The 24194-nt window shown below is 70.6% G+C and carries 23 protein-coding genes and 2 riboswitches; of the genes, 15 read left to right on the top strand and 8 right to left on the bottom strand.

Annotation, left to right across the window (positions count from 1 at the left end; all coding sequences use genetic code 11):
- Positions 1-5: 5 nt before the first annotated feature.
- Positions 6-164: riboswitch (cobalamin riboswitch) on the top strand.
- Positions 165-209: 45 nt separating this feature from the next.
- From IZR01_RS15295 to IZR01_RS15280, 4 genes are read left to right on the top strand one after another with little or no spacing between them, the layout of a single operon-like run.
- A complete protein-coding gene (locus tag IZR01_RS15295; protein ID WP_194893052.1) occupies positions 210-425 on the top strand; it encodes a CbtB domain-containing protein in 216 nt (71 codons plus the stop codon).
- Positions 426-446: 21 nt separating this feature from the next.
- A complete protein-coding gene (locus IZR01_RS15290) occupies positions 447-1334 on the top strand; it encodes a CbtA family protein (protein ID WP_194924244.1) in 888 nt (295 codons plus the stop codon).
- A 35-nt stretch (positions 1335-1369) separates the two neighbouring features.
- On the top strand, positions 1370-2188 hold the full coding sequence (locus IZR01_RS53255) for a (2Fe-2S)-binding protein (protein WP_194924243.1): 819 nt from the start codon (positions 1370-1372) through the stop codon (positions 2186-2188).
- Between the two features lie 24 nt (positions 2189-2212).
- On the top strand, positions 2213-2647 hold the full coding sequence (locus IZR01_RS15280) for an RpiB/LacA/LacB family sugar-phosphate isomerase (RefSeq protein WP_194924242.1): 435 nt from the start codon (positions 2213-2215) through the stop codon (positions 2645-2647).
- Between the two features lie 86 nt (positions 2648-2733).
- Here the strand turns inward: IZR01_RS15280 and IZR01_RS15275 are convergent, their stop codons facing one another.
- The gene (locus IZR01_RS15275) at positions 2734-4305 is read right to left on the bottom strand and encodes a nitroreductase family protein (RefSeq protein ID WP_323747013.1); all 1572 of its coding nucleotides are present in this window, start codon (positions 4303-4305) and stop codon (positions 2734-2736) included.
- Between the two features lie 175 nt (positions 4306-4480).
- Between IZR01_RS15275 and IZR01_RS53250 the strand changes: the two genes are divergently transcribed.
- The 3 genes from IZR01_RS53250 to IZR01_RS15260 all read left to right on the top strand — a co-directional run bounded on the left by IZR01_RS53250 (position 4481) and on the right by IZR01_RS15260 (position 6010).
- Positions 4481-4915, top strand: a complete 435-nt coding sequence (locus tag IZR01_RS53250) for a MarR family winged helix-turn-helix transcriptional regulator (protein ID WP_194893033.1) — start codon at positions 4481-4483, stop codon at positions 4913-4915.
- Complete coding sequence (locus tag IZR01_RS15265; RefSeq protein ID WP_194893034.1) at positions 4912-5325, top strand: hypothetical protein; 414 nt, start codon at positions 4912-4914, stop codon at positions 5323-5325. The genes IZR01_RS53250 and IZR01_RS15265 overlap by 4 nt, the downstream gene beginning before the upstream one ends.
- A 142-nt stretch (positions 5326-5467) precedes the next feature.
- Positions 5468-6010, top strand: coding sequence for a hypothetical protein (locus IZR01_RS15260; protein WP_194893035.1), 543 nt, complete (start codon positions 5468-5470; stop codon positions 6008-6010).
- Between the two features lie 30 nt (positions 6011-6040).
- Here IZR01_RS15260 and IZR01_RS15255 read toward each other — a convergent pair whose 3' ends face one another.
- Positions 6041-6406: a winged helix-turn-helix transcriptional regulator gene (locus IZR01_RS15255; protein WP_194893036.1), complete on the bottom strand. Its 366-nt coding sequence runs from the start codon at positions 6404-6406 to the stop codon at positions 6041-6043.
- Positions 6407-6501: 95 nt separating this feature from the next.
- Between IZR01_RS15255 and IZR01_RS15250 the strand changes: the two genes are divergently transcribed.
- Positions 6502-7344: an NAD(P)H-binding protein gene (locus IZR01_RS15250; protein ID WP_194893037.1), complete on the top strand. Its 843-nt coding sequence runs from the start codon at positions 6502-6504 to the stop codon at positions 7342-7344.
- A 251-nt stretch (positions 7345-7595) separates the two neighbouring features.
- Here the strand turns inward: IZR01_RS15250 and IZR01_RS15245 are convergent, their stop codons facing one another.
- From IZR01_RS15245 to dnaN, 3 genes are all read right to left on the bottom strand, one after another.
- Positions 7596-9359, bottom strand: a complete 1764-nt coding sequence (locus tag IZR01_RS15245) for a penicillin-binding transpeptidase domain-containing protein (protein WP_194924241.1) — start codon at positions 9357-9359, stop codon at positions 7596-7598.
- A 176-nt stretch (positions 9360-9535) separates the two neighbouring features.
- On the bottom strand, positions 9536-10840 hold the full coding sequence (locus IZR01_RS15240; RefSeq protein ID WP_194893039.1) for a radical SAM protein: 1305 nt from the start codon (positions 10838-10840) through the stop codon (positions 9536-9538).
- A gap of 43 nt (positions 10841-10883) precedes the next feature.
- On the bottom strand, positions 10884-12053 hold the full coding sequence (gene dnaN / locus IZR01_RS15235; protein ID WP_194893040.1) for a DNA polymerase III subunit beta: 1170 nt from the start codon (positions 12051-12053) through the stop codon (positions 10884-10886).
- Between the two features lie 394 nt (positions 12054-12447).
- On the opposite strand from dnaN, the gene IZR01_RS15230 reads away from it, so the two are divergent.
- Complete coding sequence (locus tag IZR01_RS15230; protein ID WP_194893041.1) at positions 12448-13509, top strand: DNA polymerase IV; 1062 nt, start codon at positions 12448-12450, stop codon at positions 13507-13509.
- 75 nt (positions 13510-13584) lie between these two features.
- Here the strand turns inward: IZR01_RS15230 and ligD are convergent, their stop codons facing one another.
- Positions 13585-14616, bottom strand: a complete 1032-nt coding sequence (gene ligD, locus IZR01_RS15225; protein WP_194924240.1) for a non-homologous end-joining DNA ligase — start codon at positions 14614-14616, stop codon at positions 13585-13587.
- Positions 14613-15692: an ATP-dependent DNA ligase gene (locus tag IZR01_RS15220; protein ID WP_194893043.1), complete on the bottom strand. Its 1080-nt coding sequence runs from the start codon at positions 15690-15692 to the stop codon at positions 14613-14615. The genes ligD and IZR01_RS15220 overlap by 4 nt, the downstream gene beginning before the upstream one ends.
- Before the next feature lie 158 nt (positions 15693-15850).
- On the opposite strand from IZR01_RS15220, the gene IZR01_RS15215 reads away from it, so the two are divergent.
- From IZR01_RS15215 to IZR01_RS15205, 3 genes are all read left to right on the top strand, one after another.
- Positions 15851-16324 carry a hypothetical protein gene (locus tag IZR01_RS15215; RefSeq protein WP_194893044.1) on the top strand — a complete coding sequence of 158 codons (474 nt, stop codon included), beginning with the start codon at positions 15851-15853 and terminating at the stop codon, positions 16322-16324.
- Positions 16325-16472: 148 nt separating this feature from the next.
- A riboswitch (M-box (ykoK) riboswitch) is annotated at positions 16473-16650 on the top strand.
- A 289-nt stretch (positions 16651-16939) separates the two neighbouring features.
- A complete protein-coding gene (locus IZR01_RS15210; protein ID WP_194924239.1) occupies positions 16940-18586 on the top strand; it encodes an NRAMP family divalent metal transporter in 1647 nt (548 codons plus the stop codon).
- Between the two features lie 135 nt (positions 18587-18721).
- Complete coding sequence (locus IZR01_RS15205; protein ID WP_194893046.1) at positions 18722-19465, top strand: MgtC/SapB family protein; 744 nt, start codon at positions 18722-18724, stop codon at positions 19463-19465.
- 166 nt (positions 19466-19631) lie between these two features.
- Here the strand turns inward: IZR01_RS15205 and IZR01_RS15200 are convergent, their stop codons facing one another.
- Positions 19632-20249 (bottom strand): RraA family protein, encoded by a 618-nt coding sequence (locus IZR01_RS15200; RefSeq protein WP_194924238.1) that lies wholly within the window; start codon positions 20247-20249, stop codon positions 19632-19634.
- A gap of 174 nt (positions 20250-20423) precedes the next feature.
- Between IZR01_RS15200 and IZR01_RS15195 the strand changes: the two genes are divergently transcribed.
- The 3 genes from IZR01_RS15195 to IZR01_RS15185 form a co-directional block, all read left to right on the top strand.
- Positions 20424-20810 (top strand): ArsR/SmtB family transcription factor, encoded by a 387-nt coding sequence (locus tag IZR01_RS15195; RefSeq protein WP_194893048.1) that lies wholly within the window; start codon positions 20424-20426, stop codon positions 20808-20810.
- 43 nt (positions 20811-20853) lie between these two features.
- Positions 20854-23544: a magnesium-translocating P-type ATPase gene (gene mgtA, locus IZR01_RS15190; protein WP_194924237.1), complete on the top strand. Its 2691-nt coding sequence runs from the start codon at positions 20854-20856 to the stop codon at positions 23542-23544.
- Positions 23545-23608: 64 nt separating this feature from the next.
- On the top strand, positions 23609-24194 hold a 586-nt coding region (locus IZR01_RS15185; protein ID WP_194924236.1), incomplete at its 3' end, for a GOLPH3/VPS74 family protein.

Genomic DNA, 24194 nt, shown 5'->3' with positions numbered 1-24194 from the left:
ACATCTCTTTGACGGGTGCCCCTGGCGGCCCTACGCTGCCCAAGCAAGGTACTGGGACAGGAAGCCGGTGAGATTCCGGCACGGTCGCGCCACTGTGAGCCCTCCCCTCGTCGGGCAGACGAGGTGACGGGTGAGTCAGACCCTCCCCGGTCGACCCGCTCCATCGAACAGGGACGCTGGATCCCGAAGGAGGGCTCATCGTGAGCACCATGCCCGTTTCCCCTGCCCCGACATCTGTTCCCACCCCGCTGGTGGTCTCCGCCACCAAGGCCAGGCTGTGGATCGGCGGCGCGCTGCTGTTCGGGCTGCTGGCGTACTACTTCATCGGCGTGGACCAGGGCGCGGTGTCGGTGTTCGGCAGCGACATGCACATCCACGAGTTCGTGCACGACTCCCGCCACCTGCTCGGCTTCCCCTGCCACTGAGCGCGGGGAATCAGAGCCCTCATGGAAAAGCAAATCATCACGCGCGGCCTGCTGGCCGGCGCGCTGGCCGGCCTGGTCGCGTTCTGCTTCGCCCGGATCTTCGCCGAGCCGGTGATCGACAAGGCGATCGCCTACGAGAACGGCCGCGACGCCGCCCAGGCGGTCCTGGACAAGGCCGCCGGCCTGCCGATCGACCCAGGCGGCCCGGACATCTTCAGCCGCACGGTGCAGAGCAACATCGGCATCGGCGTCGGCCTGATCGGCTTCGGCGCGGCCATGGGCGCCCTGTACTCGGTGGTCTACCTGCTGTGTCTGGGCCGCGTCGGCCGGATCCAGCCCAAGGTACTGGCCCTGCTGGTGGCCGGCGCCGGCCTGGCCGGCATCTACCTGGTCCCCTACCTGAAGTACCCGGCCAACCCGCCGGCCATCGGCCACGCCGAAACCATCAAACCGCGCGCGGCCCTGTACCTGACGATGGTCGTCTGCTCCCTGGCCTTCATCCTGGCCGCCACCTGGCTGGGCCGCCGCCTGGCCCCCCGCTTCGGCAACTGGAACGCCACCCTGCTCTCAGCGCTCGCCTTCGCGGCCGCGATCGGCATCGTGATGGCGATCCTGCCCAGCCTCGGCGAACTCTCGGCGAACGTCCACGCCTACGGACACCACGCCACCGAGACGCCACTACCCCTGACGGACCCGAAGGGCAACATCGTCTACCCGGGCTTCCCAGCAGACGTGCTGTTCTCGTTCCGCTTCTACTCGATCTGCAACCAGGTCATCCTGTGGGGCACGCTCGCCCTGATCTTCGGCCCACTGGCCGAGCGCGTCCTGCGCCCGGTGATGCAGCGCGCCGAGGCGACGGGTGCCGCGGGGTCGGGCTCGGGTTCGGGCGTCACCGCGGCGGCGGTGTGACGGCTGCCGACGACAGCTTGACGGCCCCGGCGCGAGTGAGCGAAGAGCTCGCCGCGCTGGGGCCTTATTTCGGGGTGGAGTTTCACGGCGGGGTCGGTGGCGGCGCGGCGGAACCACAAACGGGCCCGGGCTCGGCTGCGGCGCTGGAGCTTGTTGGTGGTGATCAGGCTGGGCTTGCGGGCGGCGGCGCGTCGGAAGTATCGGTGTCTTCGGTCTCGGCTGCGGCGCCGTGGCGGCCGATGCGCGAGCTGGTCGACCATCCTGATGCGCTGGCGGAGCGGGTTGCGGGGGTTCGTGCCTTCTTGGCTGCCGGGACTGGGCAGAAGGCGGCGGGGGTGGAGCTGCGGGTCGCGGCGTCGGTCGTGCATCTGGGGCTGGTGGCGCGGGTGGTCTCGCCTTTGCTCGCGCTGGCGGTGCTTCATCAGCGGTGCGGCCGTGTTCGGGCGGCAGATCTCTGGTGGCAGCCGACACTCGGCAGCCTCTTCCCGCTGTCGCTGCGCGAGGCCGCGCTCGACTCCGGCGCCACGTTTTCCGATGGCGTGCTGGGCGGCGTGGTCGGCGAGTTCGGTATGGCGATCGCTGGCTTCGGCCTCAGCGAGCGCATCGTGCGCGGCAACGTGGCCTCCGCTCTGGTCGGCGCGGGCAAGATCCTCTCCGCGGCGCGTCCCGAGGTCAGTGCCCTGATGCGCGATCTGCTGTCCAGCCCCTACCTCGCCGGCTCCGGCGCCTTCGAGCCCGACGGCAAGTTCCGCCGGCGCAGCTGCTGCCTCATCTACCGCGCGGCTCCCGACCGCGATGGCGCGCTGTGTGGCGACTGCGTCCTGGGCGCGGCGCGTGGTGCAATGGACACCTAGATCGAAACAGGACGGAGCGGGACCATGCGCATCGCGGTGTCGGCGGATGAGGTGGCCGGGGTGGCGGCGGAGATCGGGCCGGAGTTGGAACGGCGCGGGCACACGGTGCAGCTCTTCGGTGCGCTGGTCCCGGGCGAGCGCGCGGATTGGGCGTGGTGCTCGGAGGCGGCGGCGCGGGCCGTTGCCCAGGGGCGTGCTGATCAGGCGGTGGTGGCGTGCTGGACCGGCGCCGGGGCGTCGATCGCGGCGAACAAGGTGGCCGGCGTGCGGGCCGCACTGTGTACGGACGCTGTGATGGCCGACGGCGCGCGAAAGTGGGCCGATGCCAACGCGCTGGCCCTCAGCCTGCGCCTCACCTCCCAGCCGCTGCTGGTCGAGATGCTGGACGCGTGGTTCGCCGGCGAGCCGAGCGCCGATCCGGTGGATCAGGCGAACGTCGAGCATGTCGAGCAGATCTGAAGGTTCGTACCCGCAGGAGCAGATCGCGTTGGCGCACGCGACGAAGGCGTTCTTCGCCGCGTAGCGCGCCTCGTCTCCTTCGCGGCCTAATCCCGGGGAGTCACCTTGCGGACCGCTGTCGGTGCCCCGGGCCGACCGGCCGGCTTGGAGGTGTTGCCGGGCACCCCGACGCAGGTGAACAGCAGGGCATCCGGGGCCTCGGGATCGCCGAGCAGCGCCGGGATCTCGGTGTCCAGGAACGTCATGCCGGTCGCGCTGGCGTCCTGAGCGTAGGCGGCCAGGTGCAGCCGGCCCTCGACGATGCCCGCGGCGAGTTGGGCTTCGCGGTACTCGCGGTCCGACAGCTTGGCGACGTCGGTGCCGGCGATGACGACGAACGCGGCGTCGCGGCCCAGGGCCTGGCCCAGGCAGACGCGGTGGAGCTCGGCGCGCATCGCGTCCTGGTGTTCCGGACGGACCGGATTTCCCAGCTCCGGCCAGCGATACAGCCCAGACGGCAGGCCGGTCACGTCGTGGACGGCGATCCAGTGCGGGACGTCGATCCCGCGCAGCGCGACGCTCATGCAGGTGCGCAGGGTCTCCAGCGACAGGCCGAGGCTCGGGTCCATGCGGCGCTGGGATCCGCGCTTGACGATGACCGCGTCGAGCGTCGGGGAGTCCTCGGTCGGCACCGTGGGGGTGTCGAAGTTCCAGGGCTCGCCGAGCTGCTCCAGGTCGCCGGCGTGCTGCGCGGCGGTGACGAGCGGGAACTCGGCGGGCTCCGGGTCGGTGACCCCGGCGACCGCCGGTTCGGCCGCCGTGATCGACGGCGCTCCGGCGCCGAGGGTCACCAGGGCGATCGGCCACTCGTGGACGCCGTCGGCTCCTACGAGCTCTGATACCGCCGTATCGGGGAACCGGGTGAACAGGCGCGGAGCGCGGCCGCCGGAGTCGGCGAGCGCGAGGAGCTGCGAGAGCATGGTGCCGCAGTCCCAGTAGATGTGCCGGAAACCGCGCTCGGCGTAGCGCCAGCCGGTGCGCCAGGGGACGCCGGTCACGATGATCGTCGGCGCGCCGGAATCTGAGTCTGAGTCGGAGCTGGTGCTGGTGCCCGAGTCAGATCCGGTGCCGGTGCCGGAGTCGGAGTCGGCGGGCGGCGGTCCGATGCGCACGAGGGCGTGGTCCACCGGGTCGTACCAATGCACGCCGGCAGGCAGGTCGGAGCCCGGGAGCTCGGGGATCGCGACGTACAGTTCGAGCGGGAAGCGGTTGCCGGCCGAACCCGCGGCGCGGAAGAGCACGGTTCCGAAGTCTTCCCGCCGGCTGCGCACGACGCCCGCCGACAGGAACAGCACCCGGCTCAGCGCGGCCAAGTCCAGCGGCGCGCTGCCACCCTCGCCGTCCGACGCCGACTCGGCCCCGGCTGACGTCGTCCCGCCGAGCACCGCGAGCGCCGACTTGCGCCCTACCGGCAGATCCCGGGGCAGCGCGGTCCGGGGCAGTGTGTCCGGGTACGACTTCACCGGCGGTGTGCGCCGCTTCTCGTCGTTGGATTCGATGTCGTGCCGGATCCGCGGGTCGTCCGCGCGCTTGTTCCACTCCCAATCAGGGGTCAGGCGTGTCAGCCGGTGCAGCGCCCCGGTAGCCGATTCGATCTGGTTGTCTTCCACAGCATTCACTACTTGCTCCCCGCCAGTACTTCCCTTAGCTGCGGCGACACCGCATCAGACTGTGCCAACGCCCAGATATGGTCGTGCCCCGCCAGCTCGATCACCTCGAATCCTAGGCCGCGCAGCTCCGGTTCGCCGGTGTGATTGTTGCCTGGATTACTACGGAACAGTATTATCCGATTCCGTGAAGACCGGATCCGTATCACCCGAGGAATCAGCCCTTCTCGCCCTCCAGCGCGCCACGCACGCCACACTGCACACGCTGGCCACAGAACTGGTCGACCTGGACCTCACGCCGTCGGAGGTCAACGCGCTGGCGAACCTCGCCGACGGCCGCGGCCGCACCGTCTCCGAACTCGGCGCCGCGATCGGGACCAAGCCGACCACGCTGACCGGGGTCCTGGACCGGCTGGAGCGGCGCGGGCACATCACCCGCGGGACGCTCGCGGGCGACCGGCGCTCGGTGCTGATCGAGCTGACACCGTCCGGGCGGACGGCCGCGGACGCGATCCGGCAGACGATCGACACGTTCGAGCGGCGCGCGCTGGCATCGCTGGGCACTGAGAAGGTCGCCGCGTTCCACGAGGTGCTGCGGGCACTGACCGAGGAGTCGAGATGAGCTTCCAGGCGTTGTACGACGAAGTCATGGCCGGCTCCGAGCGCTTCGGACACCGGCAGCACGTCCACGTGACGTGGTTGGCGGTCCGGCGTTTCGGTACCGCCGAGGCGATCACTGTGGTGAGCGACGGGATACAGGAGACCGCGCGGTACGCCGGAGCGCCGCAGAAGTACCACGCCACCGTCAGCCGGGCGTGGGTCGAGGTGGTCGGGTACCACGCCGCTGAGCATCGGGCCGACGGCTTCGACGGCTTCGACGTCTTCGACGACTTCGCCGCGTCGAATCCGGCCTTGCTGGACAAGCGATTGCTGTCCCGCTTCTACTCCTCGGCGCTGCTCGCGTCCGCCGGGGCCCGTGCTGGTTGGGTGGAGCCGGACCGCGAGCCGTTCCCGTGGACGGTGAACAGGTAGGTTTTCTCTGGGAACGCAACACGGGGGAAGCCGCGATGACCGAACAAGTGATGACCAGACCGACACCATCGGCAACCCGTACTGGCAGGTCATCCGGAACCTGCCGACGCAGATCTGGGACGGCAGCGCCGGTCCGACGACCATGTGGCTGCATGCCGACGCCGAGATCCGGGACCGGGTGCGGGCCGCCGGTCTGGACCGGGACGGGCTGTCCCGCCGGTACAGCTGGTCGATCCCCAGTCCGGGGGACATCGCGTGGATCGCGGCGACGGCCGGCGGGCGCGGGGTCGTCGAGATCGGCGCCGGTGGCGGCTACTGGGCCGCTCTGATGCGCGCCGCGGGTATCGACACGCTCGCCTACGATCCGTTCGCGGCGTCGGAGCTCAACGGGTATGCGAACCGCGCCTACACCGCAGTCGAGCCCGGTGACGACAGCGTCGCGGCCCATCACAGCGACCGGGCACTGTTCCTGTGCTGGCCCAACAACAACGACGCCTGGGCGGCTCGCGCACTCACCGCCTATCGCGGCGATCTGCTGATCTACGCGGGCCAGGAGGCCGGTGGCTGTACTGCCGACGACCGGTTCTTCGAGATCCTCGAAGGCGGCTGGGAACGGGCCGGCGCCAGTGCGGATCACGTCACCTACGTCGGCGTCCCCTGCCGCCTGACCGCCTGGCGTCGATAGTGTCGACTGAGAATCTGACTCAGAACCCTGTTACTGCGGCGGCGTCAGCCGTCGGGTGATCCGGCCGAACAATTCCTCCAGCGGCTCGCCGAGTTCCCGCCCGAAATCGGTGAGCCCGTAGGTCACCCGGGGCGGGGTTGTCGGCTCGACCTTGCGCCAGACCAGTCCGTCCTCGACCAGCGCCCGCAGCGACTGGGAGAGCATCTTCTCGCTGACGCCCTGGATCCGGTCGCGGAGCTCGTAGAAGCGGAGATCGCCCTGCCGCAACGAGATCAGGACCCAGATTCCCCAGCGGCTGGTGACGTGGTCGACCACATCGCGCGCGGGGCAGTCGGTGTGAAACACGTCATACCGGGGTGCGGTCACGGGGTCGGTGAGCTGTGTGCCTCCTGTCATGGGAGGAGCTTACCCCGAGGTATGTCCTTACCAAGGGTTAGCCCAGTCTCCTAACGTCGTCAGCACGCAACAACGTTGGCACGAAGGAGCAGTTCATGATTGTGGTGACCGGTGCTACCGGAAACATCGGCCGGCCGTTGACGCAGGCGCTCGCCGCGGCGGGGCAGCAGGTCACGGCGGTCTCGCGGCACACCGCCGCGGTGCCGCAGGGGGTGCGGCACGTGGTCGCCGACCTGGCCGACCCGGCCGGCCTGGAGCCGGTGCTGGACGGCGCGAAGGCGTTGTTCCTGCTGCTGTCCGGCGGTCTGCACGCGGCCGACGCGGACCCGGCCGCCATCGTCGGTGCGGCCGCGGCCGCCGGGGTGCGCCGCATCGTTCTGCTGTCGACGCAAGGGGTGTCGACGCGGCCGTTCGGCGCGACCCGGATCATGATGCGCGAGCTGGAGGACACGGTGCGGGAGTCCGGCATGGAGTGGGCGATCCTGCGGCCGGGCGGCTTCGCCTCCAACGCGCTGTGGTGGGCCGAGTCCGTCCGCACCCGGCAGCTGGTCGCGGCCCCGTTCGGCGACACCGGCGTGCCGGTCATCGACCCGGCGGACATCGGCGAGGTGGCGGCGGCGACCCTGACGGACGAACGGTTCCTGGGCGGCGTCTACACGCTCACCGGCCCGGCGGTGATCACGCCGCGCGGGCAGAGCGCGGACATCGCCGCGGCACTGGGGTCGCCGGTCCGCTTTCACGAGCTGACGCGCGCGGAGGCGAAGGCGGGGATGGAGCAGCAGGGGATTCCGGGCGAACTCGCCGACGACACGCTGGACATCATCAGCGCGCCGAATGCGGAGGAGGTGCAGATCAGCCCGGATGTGGAGCGGGTGCTGGGCCGGGCTCCGCGGTCCTTCGCGCAGTGGGCCGGGCGGAACATCGCGGCTTTCCGCTGAGGCGCGGAATCCCGCGACCGCACCACAGAATCTCGCGACGCAGAGTTCGGCGACTCGTGACACAAAGCCCTGCGATCTTAAACGCAAGGCCCTGCGACCGGAACACCGTGTCCTGGGCCCTGGCCCTGAGCCCTGAGCCCTGAGCCCTGAGTCCCGTGTCCCGAAACCCAAAGTCCCGCCGCCGACAACCCTCGTCGGCGGCGGGACCCGATCGTGCGGGACGTGACCCGGTGTCCCGGATCCGGCCGGTGTTAGATGTAGCCCAGCGAGCTCAGCGCCGACTTGATGACCGGGCCCGCCGCCTGGTAGCCCATGCCGCCGTTGAGGACCAGCGCGCAGAAGGCGATGTCGTGCGTCTTGTCGAAGACGATCATCCAGCTGTCGGTGGTGGGGGTGTCGGAGGCCTCGGCGGAGCCGGTCTTGGCGCCGATGCCCATGTTGTGCGGGAAGACCGTGGAAGCGGTGCCCTCCGGGGAGTTGACCACGCCCTGCATCAGGGAGACGAGCTGGCTGTCCACCGCCGGCGGGAGCGGGGTGGCGGGGATCTGCGGTGTGCCGGGGACCAGGATCGGCTGCTTGAACGTGCCGGTGGACACCGTGGCGGCGACCGAGGCCATGGTCAGTGGGGACATCGTGATCTTGCCCTGGCCGAAGGCCTCGCGGGCGAACAGGCCCTGGCCGTCGGCCGGCGGGACCTGCTGGTCGCCGGGCGTGCCGTAGGTGGCCGGGCCCATGCCCAGGTCCCACTTCTGGTTCATGCCGAAGTAGGTCTTGGCCTCGTTGGTCAGCGCGCTGTAGTCGCTGCCGAGCTTGCCGTCCAGCGCCAGGTGCACGTATGCGGTGTTGCAGGAGACCAGGAAGGCGTCCTTGAGGGTGGCGGGCGACAGACCGCCCCGCAGGCTGGCGTCGTTGTTGATCGTCTGGCCCTCGACGGTGGCGTTGGGGCTACAGTTCACCGTGTCGGTGGTCTTCAGGCCCTGGGTGAGCGCCAGCGCGGTGGTGACCACCTTGAACGTGGAGCCCGGCGCCCGGGTGCCCTGGTACTCCAGGGCCGTGAAGCCCGGGTCGTTGCTGGCCATGCCCAGGATGTCGCCGGTGGACGGCTGGAGCGCGACGACGCCGGAGTTCTTCCAGTTCTTCAGCGCGGTCTCCAGCGCCGACTGGACCTTGGGGTCGATCGTCGTCTTGAGGATGGGGGTGGTCCCGTTGGACGTGCCCAGCGGCCAGTCCTGCGAGTTCGGGATCTGGTTGTTGGTCTTGGGGTCGACGAACTGGATGGTCAGCTGCGTCGGGTTGGCCGAGACCGGGGCGTGGTTGGCCAGCGTGTTCATCGCCGGGGCCAGCGTCGGGTGGGCGGTGAGGTCGATCGGGTTGCCGGTGCTGTCCGTGACGGTCTGCTTCGGTGCCACCGCCTTCAGCAGCGCGGTGCCGCCGAGTTGCGGGTTGATGACCGAGGAGGACCAGTGCACGACCGGGGTGTCGGACGGGCCCTGGACCACGTCCAGGGACGACGGGTAGGCCCAGACCAGGTTGCCGGCGAAGGTGTCGTTCACGTTGAAGCCGAAGCGGGCCAGCGGCCCCGCGCCGGAGGACGAACCGCCGGACGGGGTGGCGGCCGAGCCGGAGGTCGAGGAGCCCGAGGTGGACCCGGACGGCGTCGACCCGCTGCTGCTGGCCTGGACGTTCTCCTGGGAACCCAGGGTCAGCTGGACCTTCTGGGCGTTCAGGGAACCGGCGATCGCCTTCAACCGGTTCGTGGCGTTCGTGCTGTCGTCGGTGAGCGCACCGGCCCCGGCGTAGTCGCCGCTGGACCAGGCCGCCAGGAACGCCTGCGCCACGCTCTGCGGCGTGGCCGCGGGCGAGGAACTGGTGGTCGCGCCGCCCGCCCCGCCCTTGGCGTCGGCCGACGCCTTCGACTTACCGCTGCTGCCGCCGCACGCGCTGGTGGCCAGCAGGGCCGCCGCCGTCAGGCCGCAGGCCGCAGTCCGCAACGTCGTTATTCGCCGCCCCGTCATTCTGTCATCTCCCCAAGTGCTTTCGGCTGTCCCGCACGAAGGCGGTAGCGGCCAAACTACACTGTCAAGCCTTTCGGCCGGGCTTCAGGGCTGTTTCTTTGTTCGATTTGTCAACCATCGAAGGGTCCGGCGGCGGATGGGTCGCCGCCGCCGGAACCTGGCGAACCTCAATGCGGTCAATGCGTCCGGATGACGTCCATGAACGCGCTCACCGAGAACTCGGCGTTACCGGCGCCGGGACGGCCGTAGCCGGGCGGTACCGGCAGGTTGTACTTCTCGAAGGTGTCGCGCCAGGCGCGCAGCAGCTTCACGAAGTACTCCAGCGACGGGCCCTTCTGCCGGCCCAGGTTGCTGGTCGGCTCCGGGCACCAGGTGGTGAACCGGGGCATCACGCCGTGGCTCATGAAGAAGTCCAGGCCCTCGGTCGTGGAGGCGATCGCCTGGTCGACGTCGGTGAACCCGTGCGGCTCGGCCATCTCCACGCCGCCGACGAAGTTCGGGATGACGTTGGTCGGGCCGAAGATCTCGGCGGAGTCCAGGATCCGCTTCATCCACTCGTCGTGGCCGACATAGCGGTCCTTACCCGGGCAGATCCAGCTGAACAGGTCCTTGTCCCACACCTCGTAGTTCGGGTGGTAGACCCGGTACCCGGCGTCGAAGAGCATCTGGACCTCGTCCACCGGCAGCGCCTGCACCACGGCCTTGGGGATCCAGCGGCCGGCGAACCGGGACTCGATGGCCTCGGCGAAGCGCGCGTAGAACTCGCCCTCGCGCATGCCGTCCAGCTTCTTGGTGATCGAGCCGCCGGTGACGGTGTAGGCCTTGGTGACGGTGTCGTACTGGTTGATCAGCGTCATCGCCTCGACGATGTCGTCGATCTCCTTGACCGCCGTGTACTCCCGGCCGGCCGCCCGCTGCTGCCGGAAGTTCTCGTTGAGGTCGCAGAAGCGGCACTCCTCGTCCCGGCCCCAGTACTGGCACAGCCGGTAGACCGTGAGGTACACCAGGTAGCCCCACTCGATCGCCGGGGCGATCTGGCTGATCTTCTTGCCGGAGGACAGGGAGTGCTCGTAGTAGGCCGGGATCGGCGGGAACTCCAGGTCGGACAGGTACACGCCCTCGCAGTTGAGCGCGAGCTTGCCGTCACGCAACTCCACGACGTACGGGCTGTCCGGCGCGACCCGCGTGGACACCACGGTGCGCCGCAGGTCGTAGGGCCCGCCGGTCATCCGGATCTCCTCCGGGGCCCGGAACTGCGCGTGCTCGGCCATCTCCGCGACCGGCACCAGGTCGAAGGTGAAGATGAAGTAGTCCTTGGGCTTGTACCCGCTGGCCACCCGCAGCGCGTCCGGGCTGAACGCCAGGCCCTGCCGCAGGATGTCCTGCTTGATGACGGCCTCGACCGGCAGGTCTGGGAACTCCGCCATCATGCGTTCCAGCTCGCGTGTCGTCGCCCCGTCCGCTGTGAGTTCAGCGACCATCGTGGACCTCGCTTCCGGCTAATCGGGTCAGGTCTTGAATATCTCATGCGGGCCCGGTGCCGGACGCGTGCGGTGCCTTCAGCGGGAGCATCAGGTAGCGGAAGTCGTCGCGGGCCGGGACGTCGAGGGACTGGCGAGGCATGAGGACGGTCGGCTTGCCGGGGGCGGTGAACGACAGTTGCGCGTACGGCGTGTCGATCACCTGGAGCCCGTCGAGCAGGAAGGCGGGGTTGAACGAGGCGGTGGTGTCCTCGCCGGCCAGCACGGCTTCGACAGACTCAGAGGCCTGCGCTTCGTCCCCGGCGCCGGCCTTCAAGGAGACCGCGCCTTCGGTGAAGGCCAGGCGGATCGGCGAAGTACGTTCGGCCACCAGCGACACGCGCTTGGCGGCGGCCAGGAACGGGGCGGTCTCGACGGTCGCGGTGGTGGCGTAAACGGACGCGAACAAGGAGCGGTACTTCACGAACTCGCCGGACAGCAGGCGCGAGGTCATCCGCCGCGAGCCCCTGGGGTGGTCCTCCGAGGCGAAGCCGATCAGGCCCGCGCCGCTCTGCCCGCCGTCCAGCGCCAGCGTGACCCGGTCGCGTCCGGCCAGCGCGCGGGCGGCGGCGGCCATGACTTTGGCGGGCAGGAGCGCGGTCGCGGCTTGTCCGGGTTCGCCGGGCTGCCAGGAGAGTTCGCGGTACGCCAGCCGGAAGCGGTCGGTGGACACCAGGGTGAGGGTGTCGCCGTCGATCTCGATCCGGATCCCGGTGAGCATCGGGACGGTGTCGTCCCGCGCGGCCGCGACGGCCACCTGCGCGACGGCGGCGGCCAGGTCCGAACCGGCCACGGTGCCGGTGGCGCTGGGCATGCCCGGCAGCTCGGGGTAGTCGGCGACGGGCAGGGTCTGCAACGCGAACTGGGAGGAGCCGCAGGACAGCAGGACCTTCGAACCCTCAGAGGCGATCCGCACCGGCCGGTTCGGCAACGACTTGGCGATGTCGGCGAGCAGCTTGCCGTGGACCAGCAGGCGCCCGGGCTCGCCGACCTCGGCGGCGATCCCGGCCTGCGCGCAGGTGTCGTAGTCGAACCCGGACACGCTGACCGAGCCCGGGTCCGAGGCCTCGAAGAGCAGGCCGGCGAGCACGGGCGCGGCGGGGCGGCCCGGCAGGGATCGCGCGGTCCACGCGACCGCCTCGGCGAAGATGTCTCGCTCGGCCTCGAACTTCATGGGCACCGCCTTCTGATCGCGACGAAGGATCCTGATGCGGATCGGGCGGCATCTTGCCGGGCGGCACCCACGGGCGGCGGTTTTCCCGGCGCGGCGGCGATCCGGGCGATCCGGGCGATCTGATGGGGAGAGCTTCGCTCGGGCGATCGCAGACCCGGTCGCCGGGCAGGCGGGCCGCCCACGAGGCGTGCTGCTCGGGAGGCATGCAGCCCGCGAGACGTGCTCTCCGGCGGTGTGGTGCTGCCTGCGAGGCGTGCTGCTCGGGAGGCATTCAGCCCGCGAGACGTGCTCTCGGGCGGTGTGGTGCTGCCTGCGAGGCGTGCTGCTCGGGCGGCGTGCCGCAGACGGCCGCCTCCGACAGGCGACCCCGCCTGGGCCTGGGCATACTGGACCCGTGTCCAGCACGGACTGGGTGCTGCACGTCGACCTCGACCAGTTCATCGCGGCTGTCGAGGTGGCGCGGCGGCCGGAGCTGCGGGGCCGGCCGGTCGTGGTCGGCGGTCAGGGCGATCCGACGCGCCGGGGCGTGGTCGCGACCGCTTCGTACGAGGCGCGCGAGTTCGGCGTCCACTCCGGGATGCCGATGCGAACCGCCGCCAAGAAGTGCCCGGACTGCGTCTTCCTGCCCGCCGATCGCGCCGCGTACGAAAGGGCGTCCGAGCGCGTGATGACCACGCTGCGGGAGTTCCCGGTCGTGGTCGAGGTGATGGGCTGGGACGAGGCGTTCCTCGGCGCCCGCACCGACGACCCCGAGGCGCTGGCCACCGACGTCCGCGAAGCCGTCCTCGGCGAGACCGGCCTGTCCTGCTCCGTCGGCATCGGCGACAACAAGCTGCGGGCCAAGACCGCGACCGGGTTCGCCAAACCGGCCGGCGTCTACCGGCTCACCCACGAGAACTGGGCCGCCGTGATGGCCGCCCGACCGACCGAAGCGCTGTGGGGCATCGGCTCGCGCACCGCCAAGAAGCTCGCTGAACTGGGCCTGCACACCGTCGCCGACCTGGGTCGGGCCGACCGCGCCGTACTGGCCGACCGGTTCGGGCCGAAGATGGGCCCCTACTTCTGGCTGCTGGCCCAGGGCGCCGGGGACGCCGAGGTGACCGGCACGCCGCACGTGGCCAAGGGCCGCAGCCGCGAGACCACCTTCCAGCAGAACATCTCCGACCCGGCCGAACTGGCCGAGCAGGTGCGGCTGCTGGCCCGGCACGTGGCCCGCGACGTCGCCGACGAGGGCCGGCCGGCGGCGCGCGTCGGGCTGAAGATCAGATACGCGCCGTTCCTGACGAAGACCCGGAGCATCACGTTGCCGACGCCCACCGCCGACGCCGAGGCGATCGAACGCGCCGCGCTGGAGGTGTTCACGCTGCTGGAGCTGGACCGGCCGGTGCGGCTGCTCGGCGTGCGCGTCGAGTTGGTCGAGACAGAAGCTGAAACCGTTGAGAACGCTGGGAAATAGTCACGAAGTGCCAGCCGGATCCGTGTCCTGATCCGCGTCCCGGTGCGGATCCGCGTCCCGGTCCGGATCCATGCCCTAGTCCGGATCCGTGCCCGGATCCGCATCCTGATGTTTGGCCCGGCTCGGCGCCACCCGCGGCGGCTCGTTCGGCTGCTTCGGATACACCGGCGGCCACGGCGCGTCCATCAGCCCGTTCGCCATGTCCCGGCGCGACATCTCCAGCAGCGGCTCCAGCGACTGCGGCCGCGCGTTGTACTCCGCCCACGGATCCCCGCGCTCGGCGACCCGGGCCGGGACCGTGGCGATCGTCAGCTCGTCGGGGACGACCGTCATCAGCTCGTCCCAGAAGATCGGCGTGGACACCTGCGCACCGACTCGCGGCCGGACGCACCACGCCCCGAACACCGTCTTGTGCGGCGCGTTCTGATTGAAGTCCACAAACACCCGTGCACCCCGCTCCTCCTTCCACCATTGCGCAGTGATCTGCTCCGGATACCGGCGTTCCATCTCCCGGGCCAACGCGACCGCGGACGCCCGGACCTCGTAGCCGTCCCAGCGATGCAGGAGGCTGACATAGATGTGCAGCCCCCGGGATCCGGAGGTCTTCACGTAAGCCTCGATGCCCAGCTCGGCCAACAGCTCCCGGGTCAGCACCGCGGCGTGCCGGACCTCCGGGTAGCCGACGCCGGGGGAGGGGTCCAAGTCGATGCGCAGCTCATCGGTGATGTCAGGGTTCGCGGCGCGGATCGGCCAGACGTGGAAGCCCAGGCAGCCCAGGTTCACGCCCCACACGATGTGCGCCATGTTCGCGGCGACCAGCGCGTCGCTGGTGGTGCCGTTCGGCGTCGACACCTCCATGGTGGTCAGCCACGGCGGCGCTGTCTTCGGCACCCGCTTCTGGAACCAGGACTTGCCGCCCGCGCCGTTCGGATAGCGCTCCATCAGCAGCGGACGGTCCTTCAGGGTGTTCATGATCGGCCCGGCGACCGCCAGGTAGTAGCGGACGAGATCCATCTTGGTCTCGCCGCGCTTGCTGAAGTAGACCTTGTCCGGGTGGGACAGCGCGACCTCGGTGTCGTCGATGTCGAGGATGGTCTCCTCGGTCATTTCTCCCCCTCCGCACCGAACACCTCGGCCAGCTCGGCCGGCGGCACCTGTTCGAGCTGGGCGTAGGTGCACGACTCCGGCGTCCGGTCCGGCCGGAAGCGGACCAGGCGGCCGCCGTGCCGGAACCGGCCGGACAACAGGTGCTCGTACCGGACCTCGGCGACCAGCTCCGGCCGCAGCGGCTCCCAGGACAGGTCCTTGTCGGCGGCCCACCGGCTGCGCGCGCCGGGCATCCGCTGGCCGGCCTGCTCCTGCGCCTCGGCCCAGTCGCGCCAGGGATGCCCGTCGAGGGCGTTCTCCCGAAGCGGCGCCAGCTCGCCGACCAGCTCCCGGCGCCGGGCCGCGGTGAAGCTGCTGGCCACGCCGACGTGGTGCAGGACGCCCTCGTCGTCGAACAGGCCGAGCAGCAGGGAACCGACGCCCTCGCCGTCCTTGTGCCGGCGGAAGCCCGCCACGACGCAGTCCGCGGTGCGCTCGTGCTTCACCTTGAGCATGACCCGCTTGTTCTGCTCGTAGGGCAGGTCCAAGGGCTTGGCCATCACGCCGTCGAAGCCCGCGCCCTCGAACCGGGTGAACCAGTCCTGCGCCACGTCCGGATCCTCGGTCAGCGGGGTGAGGATGATCCGCTCGCTGCCGGCGTTCAGCGCACCGGCCAGCAACCGGCGGCGCTCGCTGAACGGCTCGCCGGTCAGGTCCCGGTCGCCGAGCGCCAGCAGGTCGAAGGCGACGAAGCTGGCCGGGGTCTCGGCCGCCAGCTTCCGGACCCGGGAGGCGGCCGGGTGCAGCCGGTTCTGGAGCGTGTCGAAGTCCAGGCCGGCGCCGGTGACCACGACGATCTCGCCGTCCACCACGCACCGCGGCGGCAACGCGGCCAGCAGCAGGTCCACCAGCTCCGGGAAGTACCTCGTCAGCGGCCGGTCGTTGCGCGAGCCCAGCTCCACCTCGGCGCCGTCGCGGAAGACGACGCAGCGGAACCCGTCCCACTTCGGTTCGTAGGCCAGGCCCGCGCCGCGCGGCACGTCCCGCACAGCGGTGGCCAGCATCGGCCGCACCGGCGGCATGACCGGGAGATCCACGTTCCGACCGTAAGACGAAGATCCGGAGTCGGCACTCCGGCGCGGGCGAACGGGCGGCGGTCGCCTGCTGTGGCGCTTGCCCACTGCGGCGTCTGCCCAATGCGGTGGTTGCCGACTGCGGCGCCTGCCGACTGGCGGCGGTTGCCTACTATCGAGCGATGGACAAGGAGCAGCTGGACGCCTTCTACGCCGAGAGCGCGCGCCTCCGGCACGTCGCCGAGCGCGAGTTCCAGGAGCGGACCCACGGCTGGCACTTCGAGCTGGCCCCGGAGGCGGATCAGTGGGCTGAGTCGCACGCCGCCGGAGATCACTGGTCCGCCGGCGGATCGACGCTGGTCGAGCGGGCCGACGCGGCCGGGATGATCCGCAAGCCGGAGCCGGGCCGCATCAGCAGCGCCTACTCGCACCGCGACTCCAGGACCGAGGAGACGACGCACACCGGCTTCGGCTTCTGGCCCGACGCCGCCGAGGCGCTGATCGTGCACGCCGGCCGGGCGATCCCGCTGGACGCCCTCGAACCGCCGCCCGCCCGCGGCGACGGCGCGGCGGTCCTGACGACGCTGCGGCTGGTGGTCGAGACGTTCGCGACGGTGCAGCCGGTCAGCGGTCCGCCCGGCGCGGCCCGCCCTTGACCGGGGCCCGGACCCAGCGCGCCGCGCGTACCGGCCGCCACTTCACCCGCCAGGGTCGCGCCCGGGGCGGCCGAGGCGCCGCCGCACCCCTGATCATTCGCTCGATTAGGCAAATGAGCAATGATCGGATAGCCTGACTCCCGTCAAGAAGGCACCTCGTTAGGTGAGGCGTCTGCACCGGACACAAGCCACTGATCTCACGACGTCGAGAGACGCCCAAGGTCAGGACAGGTCTCCTCGGCTTAAGGGGTGACTCGAAGTGGCTACCGGCCAATCGGTCGGGCTACGCCGGGCAGTGCCAAAGCTCTTACGAGAGGGAGTGCTCCAGCTTTTCAGTTGGACTCAGCACGCGTTCCAGCGTGTGTACTCCCGTGAGGATTGCGGTGCAGGTGGATTCCTGCGGCCCTGTCGGGTGGAGGTGAGTGGCGTGGATAGTCCGAGTAGTAGCACTACACGGCAGCCGATCGCGGCTGGCCGACCGTGCTCCACGTTGCTCTTCGATCCGACCGACGCGCAGCAGCCCTGACTCTTTTCCCGTAACGGCCCCCGCCGGGGGCTCGACGTCTGCTGCCGTCTCCTGCATGCCCGCCAAGCGGGCCGGGAGGGGTGAACCATATGACCACCGCACTGCTCGACCACCCGACCACCGCAGTCCTCGACGACGCGCACGTCGGCGACATCAAGGGCGCTTTCGGCACCATCCAGCTGGGCGACCACGACGCCCGCCGCGGCCTGTCGGCGAAGCTGAAGACGCTGCTGGCGATCGTCGGCCCCGGGCTGATCGTGATGATCGGCGACAACGACGCCGGCGCCTTCGCCACCTACGGCCAGGCCGGCCACGACTACGGCACCAAGCTGCTGTGGACGCTCCTGCTGCTGGTCCCCGTTCTTTACGTCAACCAGGAGATGGTGCTGCGCCTCGGCGCGGTTACCGGGGTCGGCCACGCCCGGCTGATCTTCGAGCGCTTCGGCAAGTTCTGGGGCGCGTTCTCCGTCATCGACCTGTTCCTGCTCAACGCCCTGACCCTCGTGACCGAGTTCATCGGCATCACCTTGGCGACCGGCTACCTGGGCCTGCCCAAGGTGCCGTCGGTGGTCCTGGCCGCGCTGGTGATCGTCGCCGCGGCCTCGACCGGCTCCTTCCGCCGGTTCGAGCGGCTGGCGCTGGTGTTCTGCGTCGGCTCGCTGCTGCTGATCCCGATCTCGCTGATGGCGCACCCGGCGGTCGGCGGCATGGCGCACGACTTCGTCCGGCCCTCGTTCCCCGGCGGCGCCGGCGGCATGGCGCCGCTGATGCTGCTGATCATCGGGATCGTCGGCACCACCGTCGCGCCCTGGCAGCTGTTCTTCCAGCAGAGCTACGTCATCGACAAGCGGATCACCCCGCGCTTCATGAAGTACGAGAAGGCCGACCTGTGGATCGGCATCGTGGTCGTGGTGATCGGCGGGGCGGCGATCATGGGGCTGGGCGCGGTGGCCTTCGCCGCCAAGGGCGCCCCGGACTTCACCAACGCCGGCTCGCTGGCGACGGCGCTTCAGAACTACGGCGGCCGGGCGCTGGGCGACATGTTCGCAGTGGCGCTGCTGGACGCCTCGATCATCGGCGCGTTCGCGGTGTCGCTGTCCACCGCCTACGCCATCGGCGACGTCTTCAAGATCAACCACTCGCTGCACCGGGGCGTGAAGCAGGCCAAGGGCTTCTACGCCGTCTACGCCGGAGTCATCGCGCTGGCCGCGACGATCGTGCTGACCGCCTCGGACCACGTGCTCGGCGTGCTGACCACCGGCGTGCAGGCGCTGGCCGGCGTGCTGCTGCCCTCGGCCACCGTGTTCCTGCTGCTGCTGTGCGTCGACAAGGAAGTGCTCGGGCCCTGGGTCAACAGCAAGAAGACCACGTTGTTCACCTCGGCGGTGATCGGCGTCCTGATCGCGCTGTCGATGGTGCTGACCGCCTCGGTGATCTGGCCGGCCATCAGCACCGGGCAGATCGACCAGATCCTGGTCGGCTGCGCGGTCGGCGCTCTGGCCGCCGCCGGGTTCCTGGGAGTCAAGGCCCTGCGGGCCCGCCGCACCCCGGACTTCGTCGCCGAGTTCATCGACCGCTCCGGCCGGGACGAGTGGCGGATGCCGCCGCTGGCGCAGCTGGGTCAGCTGAAGTTCTCCAGGACCCGCCGCTACTCCATGGGTGCGCTGCGGCTGTACCTGCTGGTGTCGATGGTGATGTGCGTGTGGAAGCTGGTCGAGATGATGCTCGGGCACTGACCCCTCCCGTGACGCCGGCCGTCACCCACGCGCCCGGCGGACCGACCGAAGCCGGGGGCGCGTCGTTTGCCCGGCCGTCATCGAGCGGCCGACGAATCCTGATAGAGCTGTCCTTCGCGCCATAAGGAGGCGAACATGCAGAACCTGACCACTTGGGAGTTCATCGCGCGGCTGGCGGTCGGACTGGGCTGCGGCGCCGCGATCGGCGTGGAGCGGCAGATGCGGGCCCGGATGGCCGGCCTGCGGACCAACGCGCTGGTGGCGGTGGGCGCGACCCTGTTCGTGCTGTACTCGGACGTCAACGGCTCGGAGAACAGCACGCAGGTCGCCGCCTACGTGGTCTCCGGCATCGGCTTCCTCGGCGGCGGCGTGATCCTGCGCGACGGGTTCAACGTCCGCGGCCTGAACACCGCCGCGACCCTGTGGTGCTCGGCGGCGGTCGGCGTCATGGCGGCCTCCGGCCACCTGGCCTTCGCGATGATCGGCACCGTCACGGTGCTGCTGGTCCACCTCTTCGGCCGCCCGGCCGGCCGGTTGTTCGACCGGGACAACCCGGCCGAGGAGGACGAGGACCTTCAGCCCTACCGCCTGCACCTGACCTGCCGGCCCAAGTCCGAGTCGCACATCAGGGCCCTGCTGGTGGCTGACACCACCGGCGGCGACGTCTACCTGCGCGGCCTGGACACCACCCGCGCCGACACCCAGGACGCCACGAGCCTGACCGCGCATCTGCTGCTCGACGGCGAGGCGACCAGCCGGCTGGAGCAGTTGGTGGCCCGGCTGTCGCTGGAGCCGGGGATCCACACGGTGCACTGGCACAAGGACGATCCGGAGGTCGAGGCGCTGACGCACGCGCCGAAGACGGATTCGGACGATTGAGCTGTGGGGAAAACGGCCCGGGAGCTGAACAGCTCTCGGGCCGTACTTTTGCTGCTTCTCGATTTTTGCGGCTTCCCGGCTCTTGCTGCTTGCCGGCTCTTGCGGGCTTCCCGGCCCTTGCCGCTCGCCGACTCTTGCGGCTTCCTGGCGCTTGCGGCTTCCCGCCTCAGCCCTCGAAGCCGAGCTCGGCGAGCGCCTTGTCGATCCGGGCCCGGTGCGCGCGCTCCCACTCCTGCAGGGTCTCGGCCTCGTCCTTGGCCAGCTTGGCGCGCGCGGCCGTGAACACCTCGTCGCGGCGCGCCGCCGGCACCACCACGATGCCCTCCTCGTCGGCGACCACGATGTCGCCGGCCTGCACTGTCACGCCGCCGCAGCGCACCGGCACGTTGTGCGCGCCGATCGCCTTCTTGGCGCCGGGGATGGGGACGTTGCCGCGGGCGTAGACCGGGAAGCCGGCGTCGCGGGCCTCGGCCAGGTCCCGGATCACACCGTCCACGACCAGGCCGGCCACGCCGTGCCGTTGCGCCACCGCCATCACGTTGCCGCCGGCGACCGCGAAGTCGACGTCGCCGCCGGTGTCCACGACGATGACCGAGCCCGGCCCGGCCCGGTAGATGGCCGCGTGGACCATGAGGTTGTCCCCGGGCGGGCACCGGACGGTGAACGCCGGTCCCGCCAGCCGCGGGGAGGTCGTGGTCAGCGGCCGGATCCCGAGATCCATGATGTTCTCGCGGCTGAGCACGTCGGCCAGGGTGGTGGTGGGTACGTCGGCGAAGGTGTCCATGGTTCCGTGATCGTATTCCAGGCGGCGGGGTAGTGGGCCGCGGGCCAGCTGCGCGGCGAACTGGTCGGGCGAATAATCAAGCGATTGCGCAAGTGTTTGAGTGGGCCCGCGGCCGTCGGGCACAATGGACTCCTGGTGAACCGGGCCCCGACCCGGACGAAACGAGGAGGTGACATGCGCCGCAGACAGGAGTCCCGCACCGAGGACGACGCCGTTCCGGATGACGGGGCGCCCAGCCCACGGCTCCTGCAGGACGCGGCTGCCACCTTCGGCATGCTGGCGGCCACCACCCGGCTGCACATCGTGTGGCTGCTGGCCCGGGCCGAGCAGGACGTGACCGCGCTGGCCGAGGCGACCGGCGGCAACGTGGCGGCGGTCAGCCAGCACCTGGCCAAGCTGAAGCTGGCCGGTCTGGTCAGCTCCCGCCGTGAGGGCCGGCGCCAGGTCTACGTCGTCGACGACCCGCACGTCGTCGCGATCGTCCGGCAGATGCTGGACCACCACGCCGAACAGGCCGAGCAGGCGTTCCCGGTGATCGGGAGGCCAGCGAACACGGCCTAGTACAGCGCGCGGTCCGCCGCCGCACGACCGAAAACGAACCGCCATGACGCTGCTGTCCCCGTTCCGCGCTGCCATCCCGACCGCCGCTCTGACGGACCGCACCGCCGAGTTGACGGCGTGCGGCGGACAGCCGGTCCTGCAAGTGCTGCGCGGCCTGGACAGCGGACTGCGCGGCCTGACCGAGGCCGAGGCGGCCGCGCGCTTAGAGCGCGACGGCGAGAACGAGATCGCCCGGCGGCCGGACGGATTCCCCGCGCACGCCTTCGCCGCCGCGTTCCGGGCGCCGTTCCTGCTGGTGCTGACGGTCCTGGACGTGGTGCTCGCGCTCAGCGGGGACGTCGGCGGGGTGCTGGCGATCACCGCGATGATCGTGATCGCGGCCGGGATGCGGTACTGGCAGGAACGGCGGTCGCGGCGCACGGTCGACGCGCTCCGGGCGTTGGTGCTGACCACGGCCACGGTCGTGCGGCGGGCCGACGACGACAGCGCGCCGATGGCGCGGGAGCTGCCGTTCGACCAACTGGTGGTCGGGGACGTGGTGCGGCTGGCCGCCGGCGACCTGATCCCGGCCGATCTGCGGCTGCTGCGGTCCAAGGACCTGTTCCTGGACCAGAGCCTGCTGTCCGGTGAGGCGATGCCGGTCGGTAAGCACGCGGAGTTGTCCGGGCTGGGGACGGACAGCGGTCTGCCCGACGCCCATCCATCAGAGCACTCAGCCCTGTGCCTGGCCGGCACCCACGTCCTGTCCGGCACCGCGACCGCCGTCGTGATCGCCACCGGCGGCCGCACCTACCTGGCGGGCCTTGGCCGGGAACTGGACGGCGGCCGCCCCGCCACCGCCTTCGACCGGGGCGTCTCCTCGGTCAGCTGGATGCTGCTGCGCTTCATGCTGGTGCTCGCGCCGCTGGTCTTCGTGGTCAGCGGCATCGCCTCCGGCAGCTGGCACCGGGCCTTCCTGTTCGCGGTCGCGGTCGCCGTCGGCATCACCCCGGAGATGCTGCCGGTGGTCGTGACCACGACGCTGGCGCGCGGCGCGCTCGCGCTGGCCCGGCGCCGGGTGATCGTCAAGCGGCTGCCCGCGATCCAGGACCTCGGCGCGATGGACGTGCTGTGCGTCGACAAGACCGGGACCCTGACCGAGGGCCGGCCCACGCTCGACCGGTACACCGACGCCTGGGGCCGGCGCGACGAGACCGTGCTGGACTACGCCGCCCTCAACAGCCTCCTGCAGGCCGGCTGGCGCAACCCCCTCGACGAGGCCGTCGTCGCCCACGCCGAAGCCCTCGGCCTGGGCCCGGCTGCCGACCCGGACCCGGACGCGGACGCGGACCTGAACCCGGACCTGGCCGGACCGCAGTGGCAGAAGGTCGACGAGATCCCCTTCGACTTCAGCCGCCGCCGGATGAGCGTGGTGGTCACCGCACCCGGCGGGTTCGAACCCGACCACGTGATCATCACTAAGGGCTCCGTGGAGGAAGTTTTGGAGTGCTGTACGTCAGTACTCGACGAAGGCCGCGTCGTCCCGCTGGACGCCGAAATCAGGGCCCGTATCGACCAGGTCGCGACCGCCGATCGGGACGCCGGTCTGCGGCTGCTGGCGGTCGCGTCCCGCACGGTCCCCGCCTTCGGCGGCGCCGCGCGTCCCTACGGCGTCGCCGACGAGTCCGGCCTCACCCTGCTGGGCCTGCTGGGCTTCACCGACCCGGCCAAGGACTCGGCCGTCGCGGCGTTGGCGGAGCTGGCCGCGCGAGGCGTCGTGGTCAAGGTCGTCACCGGCGACGAAGCACCGGCCGCGGCCCGGGTCTGCCGCGAGGTAGGCCTGGATCCGGGCCGGGTGGTCGACGGCCGGACTGTGTCAGCCCTCGACGACGCCGGACTGACCGGCCTGGCCGCCCGCACCACGGTCTTCGCCAAGACCGACCCCGTGGCCAAAGCCCGCATCGTCCAGGCCCTGCGCCGCGGCGGCCACACCGTCGGCTACCTCGGCGACGGCGTCAACGACGCCCCGGCCCTGCACGCCGCCGACGTCGGCCTGACCGCCCCGGACGCCACCGACCTGGCGCGCGAGAGCGCGGACGTCATCCTGCTGGACAAGGATCTGCGGGTGCTGGCCGCCGGGGTCGAGGAAGGCCGCCGCACCTTCGCCAACTCGCTGAAGTACATCCGGGCCGCGACCAGCTCGAACTTCGGCAACGTGGTGTCGGTGACGATCGCGGCGGCGTTCCTGCCGTTCCTGCCGATGGCGCCGATCCAACTGCTGGTCCAGAACCTGCTCTACGACCTGTCGCAGCTCTCGCTGCCCTGGGACGCCGTCGATGAGGAGGAACTCGCCGAGCCCCGGCGCTGGGACAGCAGGGGCCTGCGACGCTTCGTCCTGCGCCTGGGGCCGCTGAGCTCGCTGTTCGACCTGGCGACGTGGGCGGTTCTGTGGTGGGTGCCGGCGGCCGGGGATTCCCGGGTGTCGCTGTTCCAGACCGGCTGGTTCGTCGAGGGCCTGTCGTCCCAGCTGCTCGCCGTCCACATCATCAGGACCCGAAGAATCCCATTCCTGTCGTCCCGCGCCGGCCGTCCGGTGCTGCTGGCGACCGGTGCGGCAATGGCGGTCGGCTTGTCGCTGCCATTGAGCATGCTGGCCGCGAATATGGGCATGACCTCGTTGCCGGCACTGTATTTCGGTTTCCTGGCGCTGATCCTGCTCGGCTATTGCGCGCTGTTGCAGATCGTCAAGGACTGAATGTAAGGGTTCACGCCGCCCCGGACCTTTCACCCGCCGAGTAAGTACCCTTATGCTCGGCCCTGTGACAATCGGGGACGATCTACTCCTACTAGCGATCAATCCGCGTGACGGCCGGGTCCAAGCCGCCGAGCACCTCGGCACGGCCTTACGGGGAGCCGAGGCACTGGATCTGAGCTTGGCCGGCCGGGTCTCGGTGGCCGACGGGCGCATCGCGATCGCCAATCCGCGGCCGATCGGCCACCCGCTGGCCGACCGGGCGCTGGCCACCCTGCACGCCGAGGGCGGCGCGCCGCGGCTGGACCTGTGGCTGGCCGAGCGCCCCACCGAACCGGATTCGCTCCACCAGTACGTGACGCTGCTCGCCGACCGGGGGGTGATCCGGATCGAGCGTCGGGGGGACGGCGGCCGGACCCGCACCCGGCTGGTGCCGGTGGACCTGGAGCGCTGCGCCTATGTGCGCACCCGGATCGAGAACATCTCCAGCGTCGGCGATCGCGCGCTCGGCACCGTCGTGCACGCCTGCGGGCTGGACGAGTTCCTGTATCCGGGCTTACGCGGCCGCTCGTCCCGGCGCCGGCTGTCCCGGCTGGCCGACGACGAGCAGGTGGCGCCGGCCCTGCGGGAGGCGATCGAGGCGGTCGGCGCGG

Origin of the sequence: Catenulispora pinisilvae, from assembly GCF_015356865.1 — a bacterium.
Classification (GTDB): Bacteria; Actinomycetota; Actinomycetes; order Streptomycetales; family Catenulisporaceae; genus Catenulispora; species Catenulispora pinisilvae.
This window is presented reverse-complemented; position numbering and strand designations above follow the sequence as displayed.

Coding starts and splice junctions, on each gene's coding strand:
- IZR01_RS15200 (WP_194924238.1), bottom strand. CDS start 20,249: ATGGACACCTTCGCCGACGTACCCACCACCACCCTGGCCGACGTGCTC.
- IZR01_RS15195 (WP_194893048.1), top strand. CDS start 20,424: ATGCGCCGCAGACAGGAGTCCCGCACCGAGGACGACGCCGTTCCGGAT.
- IZR01_RS15245 (WP_194924241.1), bottom strand. CDS start 9,359: ATGACGGGGCGGCGAATAACGACGTTGCGGACTGCGGCCTGCGGCCTG.
- IZR01_RS15280 (WP_194924242.1), top strand. CDS start 2,213: ATGCGCATCGCGGTGTCGGCGGATGAGGTGGCCGGGGTGGCGGCGGAG.
- IZR01_RS15215 (WP_194893044.1), top strand. CDS start 15,851: ATGGACAAGGAGCAGCTGGACGCCTTCTACGCCGAGAGCGCGCGCCTC.
- IZR01_RS15240 (WP_194893039.1), bottom strand. CDS start 10,840: ATGGTCGCTGAACTCACAGCGGACGGGGCGACGACACGCGAGCTGGAA.
- IZR01_RS15265 (WP_194893034.1), top strand. CDS start 4,912: ATGAGCTTCCAGGCGTTGTACGACGAAGTCATGGCCGGCTCCGAGCGC.
- IZR01_RS15295 (WP_194893052.1), top strand. CDS start 210: ATGCCCGTTTCCCCTGCCCCGACATCTGTTCCCACCCCGCTGGTGGTC.
- IZR01_RS15210 (WP_194924239.1), top strand. CDS start 16,940: ATGACCACCGCACTGCTCGACCACCCGACCACCGCAGTCCTCGACGAC.
- ligD (WP_194924240.1), bottom strand. CDS start 14,616: ATGACCGAGGAGACCATCCTCGACATCGACGACACCGAGGTCGCGCTG.
- IZR01_RS15255 (WP_194893036.1), bottom strand. CDS start 6,406: ATGACAGGAGGCACACAGCTCACCGACCCCGTGACCGCACCCCGGTAT.
- IZR01_RS15260 (WP_194893035.1), top strand. CDS start 5,468: ATGTGGCTGCATGCCGACGCCGAGATCCGGGACCGGGTGCGGGCCGCC.
- dnaN (WP_194893040.1), bottom strand. CDS start 12,053: ATGAAGTTCGAGGCCGAGCGAGACATCTTCGCCGAGGCGGTCGCGTGG.
- IZR01_RS15205 (WP_194893046.1), top strand. CDS start 18,722: ATGCAGAACCTGACCACTTGGGAGTTCATCGCGCGGCTGGCGGTCGGA.
- IZR01_RS15290 (WP_194924244.1), top strand. CDS start 447: ATGGAAAAGCAAATCATCACGCGCGGCCTGCTGGCCGGCGCGCTGGCC.
- IZR01_RS15250 (WP_194893037.1), top strand. CDS start 6,502: ATGATTGTGGTGACCGGTGCTACCGGAAACATCGGCCGGCCGTTGACG.
- mgtA (WP_194924237.1), top strand. CDS start 20,854: ATGACGCTGCTGTCCCCGTTCCGCGCTGCCATCCCGACCGCCGCTCTG.